Annotated in this window: 4 protein-coding genes and 3 tRNA genes; all 7 read left to right on the top strand. The window is 56.9% G+C overall.

All coding sequences use genetic code 11. The features are described from left to right. Nucleotides 1-210 precede the first annotated feature (210 nt). Complete coding sequence (birA, locus tag ACIOVF_RS27965; protein WP_258595105.1) at nt 211-1,170, top strand: bifunctional biotin--[acetyl-CoA-carboxylase] ligase/biotin operon repressor BirA; 960 nt, start codon at nt 211-213, stop codon at nt 1,168-1,170. Next, nucleotides 1,160-1,906 carry a pantothenate kinase gene (locus ACIOVF_RS27960; RefSeq protein ID WP_045202403.1) on the top strand — a complete coding sequence of 249 codons (747 nt, stop codon included), beginning with the start codon at nt 1,160-1,162 and terminating at the stop codon, nt 1,904-1,906. Before birA ends, ACIOVF_RS27960 begins: the two co-directional genes overlap by 11 nt. 7 nt (nt 1,907-1,913) lie before the next feature. After that, nucleotides 1,914-2,342 carry a hypothetical protein gene (locus ACIOVF_RS27955; RefSeq protein ID WP_045202405.1) on the top strand — a complete coding sequence of 143 codons (429 nt, stop codon included), beginning with the start codon at nt 1,914-1,916 and terminating at the stop codon, nt 2,340-2,342. A 152-nt stretch (nt 2,343-2,494) separates the two neighbouring features. Beyond that, nucleotides 2,495-2,578: transfer RNA gene (locus tag ACIOVF_RS27950), tRNA-Tyr, on the top strand. A 24-nt stretch (nt 2,579-2,602) separates the two neighbouring features. Further along, nucleotides 2,603-2,676: transfer RNA gene (locus ACIOVF_RS27945), tRNA-Gly, on the top strand. 26 nt (nt 2,677-2,702) lie between these two features. Beyond that, a tRNA-Thr gene (locus ACIOVF_RS27940) sits at nt 2,703-2,778 on the top strand. An 85-nt stretch (nt 2,779-2,863) separates the two neighbouring features. Beyond that, nucleotides 2,864-3,093 (top strand): GTP-binding protein (locus ACIOVF_RS27935; RefSeq protein WP_331370954.1); only part of this gene is annotated, 230 nt, incomplete at its 3' end.

Here is a 3,093-nt window from a genome sequence, read left to right as displayed (position 1 = left end):
ATGGTAGTGTGGGGTTTCCCCATGTGAGAGTAGGTCATCGTCAAGATTAAATTCCGAAACCCCTATCTGCATATGCAGGTAGGGGTTTTGTCTTTCTGGCTGTTTCCTCTGTGGGCGGTGACCACAGAGGGCCATTCCTACAGCTCAGTTTTCTATGCAATCCCCACCTGCATGGCTATCATGCCCTCCTCATTGTGAGTCGAGATTGGCATGCTGAAGTTGTTGAAGCTCCTCAAGGATGGCCGGTTCCATTCCGGGCAAGACCTGGGCGCAGCCTTGGGCGTCAGCCGCGCCGCTGTCTGGAAGCAATTACAGCTTCTTGAGGCTGAGCTGAACCTGCCCATTCATAAAGTCCGTGGCCGCGGCTACCAGTTGGCCACGCCGTTGTCGTTGCTGGAAGAATCGGCCATAGCCGAGCTTTCCCAAGGCGAACAATGGCCAGTATTGATATTCGAATCCATCGACTCGACCAATGCCCAGGCCCTGCGCTCAATCAGCGAAGGTCAGGCTGCGCCGTTCCTGGTGCTGGCTGAGCGTCAGGCGGCGGGGCGCGGCCGACGCGGTCGTCAGTGGGTCAGCCCCTTCGCGGAAAACCTCTATTACAGCCTGGTGCTACGCATTGAAGGCGGCATGCGTCAGCTGGAAGGTCTGAGCCTGGTGGTTGGCCTGGCGGTAATGCGTACGCTGCAGGCCTTTGGTGTTGCCGGCGCGGGACTGAAATGGCCGAATGATGTTCTGGTAAACAATCAGAAGATCGCCGGTATCCTCCTGGAGTTGGTCGGAGATCCTGCGGACGTCTGTCACGTCGTGCTGGGGATTGGTATCAACGTCAACATGCAGGTCAACGAGCAGATCGATCAGTTGTGGACGTCAGTGCGTCGTGAGACAGGGGTGGCAGTCGATCGTAATAAACTGGTGGCTGCGCTCAGTCAGAACCTGCAGCAGGATCTGCAGCGCCATCGGCAATCCGGATTCGCCGCGTTCCAGGCCGAGTGGGAACAATCCCATCTGTGGCAGGGGGCTGCGGTGTCCTTGATTGCCGGAGTCAACCGGATTGACGGAATTGTTCTAGGCATTGACCGGCAAGGTGCGCTGCGCCTCGAGGTCGATGGTGTTGAAAAGAGCTTTAGCGGTGGTGAGCTCAGTTTGAGGTTGCGTGATGATTCTTGAGCTCGATTGTGGCAACAGCTTTATCAAGTGGCGAGTCATCAGCGCTACTGAGGGCGCCGTTGTTGCCGGCGGCATTGTGGACTCCGATCAGGCCCTGGTGGCTGCCGTCACGGCGCTCCCTGCAGCGCCCCGGCGCTGCCGCCTGGTCAGTGTCAGAAGTGAGGAGGAGACCGCTGGCCTTTCGGCGCTGCTCGCCCAGCATTTTGGCTTGAGCGTCGTGGTGGCTCAGCCTGCCAGGGAGGTCGCTGGCGTACGCAATGGCTATGAAGATTACCAGCGCCTCGGCCTGGATCGCTGGCTTGCGGTGCTGGGCGGCTTTCACTTGGCCCGTGGCGCGTGTCTGGTGATGGATTTCGGTACGGCGGCCAAGGCTGACTTCGTTTCGGCCGACGGCGAGCACCTGGGTGGCTTCATCTGCCCGGGCATGCCGTTGATGCGTAGCCAGCTGCGTACCCACACCCGACGCATCCGCTATGACGATGCCTCCGCTGAGCGCGCATTGTCGAGCCTTGCCCCTGGGCGTTCTACCGTCGAGGCGGTAGAGCGTGGCTGCGTGCACATGCTTCAGGGCTTTGTCCGCTCGCAGCTTGAGCATGCCCATGAGTTGTGGGGTGATGATTTCACTGTGTTGCTGACCGGGGGCGATGCGCTCCTGGTGCAAAAGGCCGCTCCACAGGCCCGGGTGGTTCCGGACCTGGTATTTGTTGGCCTGGCCATGGCTTGTCCCCTGGATTGAGGTGCCTATGCGTTGGTTGTTTCTGTTGTTGGTGGTGCTCAACGTCTTTTATTACGTCTGGCACCAGCAGGAAGCGCCGTTGAAGGCCAAGGAAGTGGCGCCGTTGTCGCTGTACAAGGGAAATCAGCAGGATATTCGTCTGCTGAGCGAGTCGAGCAAGGGTAAAACTGCGCCCGAGCGTGGCCAGGAGTGCCTCTATGTAGGTGGCTTGGTGGGCCAGGATCAGCTAAAAGCGCTGCGTCAGCGCTTGCTGACCCTGGATATCGCTGCTGCTCCGGTGACCGGCCGCCTGGGGGACAGCACGGGTTTGTGGTTGCAGATTGCGCCCCAGAGCCAGCGTTTGCTGGACCAAACCGTGCTCGGGACACTTTCCCATGATTTCAAAGACTTAAAACATAAAATAATGTTGTGCGAGGGTATTGCAACTGGCGAATAGCTTGATAGAATGGCGCCCGCTTCACAGGGAACACCACTGAGGTGGTAGAGCTGGAAGCGGTGTCAAAGCAGCTAAGTTTCAGATTTGATTGAAAAAATTTGAAAAAACGCTTGACACTTGATCGGTATCTGAATAGAATGCCGGCCAATTCTGGAGGGATTCCCGAGCGGTCAAAGGGGACGGACTGTAAATCCGTTGCGAGAGCTTCGAAGGTTCGAATCCTTCTCCCTCCACCAGTTTTAGCGAGAGCCGCAAGCTCCGCGGGTATAGTTTAGTGGTAGAACCTCAGCCTTCCAAGCTGATGATGCGGGTTCGATTCCCGCTACCCGCTCCAGGTTTGCTGTTGTTGCACAGTGTTACGCTCTTGTAGCTCAGTTGGTAGAGCACACCCTTGGTAAGGGTGAGGTCAGCGGTTCAAATCCGCTCAAGAGCTCCATATAACAAGGCAGATATGAAAATATCTGCCTTTGTTTTAATGGTCATATTGACTTGCTTGTTTCTTATTGCTGAGGATTGTCTCGATGGCTAAGGAAAAGTTCGATCGTAGTCTGCCGCACGTAAACGTCGGCACCATTGGTCACGTTGACCATGGCAAGACCACGCTGACTGCGGCACTGACCCGCGTCTGCTCCGAAGTTTTCGGTTCGGCCGTCGTTGAATTCGACAAGATCGACAGCGCTCCAGAAGAGAAAGCTCGCGGTATCACCATCAACACCGCACACGTCGAGTACAACTCGAACATTCGTCACTA

It is taken from the genome of Pseudomonas sp. NPDC087612 (assembly GCF_044743505.1).
Taxonomy (GTDB): domain Bacteria; phylum Pseudomonadota; class Gammaproteobacteria; order Pseudomonadales; family Pseudomonadaceae; genus Aquipseudomonas.
Note: the sequence above shows the minus strand (reverse complement) of the source record. Positions and strands in the feature narration are given on the sequence as shown.

Excerpts from the sequence above, each read along its gene's own strand:
- birA (WP_258595105.1), top strand. The coding sequence starts at position 211 with ATGCTGAAGTTGTTGAAGCTCCTCAAGGATGGCCGGTTCCATTCCGGG.
- ACIOVF_RS27960 (WP_045202403.1), top strand. The coding sequence starts at position 1,160 with ATGATTCTTGAGCTCGATTGTGGCAACAGCTTTATCAAGTGGCGAGTC.
- ACIOVF_RS27955 (WP_045202405.1), top strand. The coding sequence starts at position 1,914 with ATGCGTTGGTTGTTTCTGTTGTTGGTGGTGCTCAACGTCTTTTATTAC.